Annotated in this window: 2 pseudogenes; both read left to right on the top strand. The window is 67.0% G+C overall.

Going from position 1 to position 412, the window contains the following annotated elements:
* Positions 1-75 (top strand): annotated as a pseudogene (locus EN852_RS42800) (hypothetical protein); the annotation flags it as partial.
* A gap of 138 nt (positions 76-213) precedes the next feature.
* Positions 214-412: pseudogene (locus EN852_RS42795) on the top strand (hypothetical protein); the annotation flags it as partial.

Genomic DNA, 412 nt, shown 5'->3' with positions numbered 1-412 from the left:
GCCCGGTCTTACCTCGAAGGTTCCGGTGTACCGCCAAGCCGATCGGAGGGCGCGCGATGGCTGCGACTGGCCGCTGATCACGGCAGTGCAGATGCACAGGCCCTTCTCGCCGCGCTTTTCGTGGCCGGTCTCGCCGCGAACGAAGACGACGCGCAAGGCAGGAGTTCGCAGCGCCTGTTCGAAAAGGAATCCCCACAGGCCCCGGACTTTGCGATGGCTCTCCACTTCGCTGGAAAAGCGGCCGAAGCAGGGTCGGCAACCGGGCAGGCGATTCTCGGCTACATCCTCAGCAAAGGTCCCCAGGCCCTGCGCGACCTCGATGCCGCGCATGGCTGGTACGAGAAATCCGCGGCGGCGGGCTGCCCGGAAGGATGCCTCGGTCTTGCCCTCTCGCTCGCCAGGCGCGCCGCTA

The sequence above is a fragment of the Mesorhizobium sp. M2E.F.Ca.ET.209.01.1.1 genome, assembly GCF_004010375.2.
Lineage (GTDB): Bacteria > Pseudomonadota > Alphaproteobacteria > Rhizobiales > Rhizobiaceae > Mesorhizobium.
This window is presented reverse-complemented; position numbering and strand designations above follow the sequence as displayed.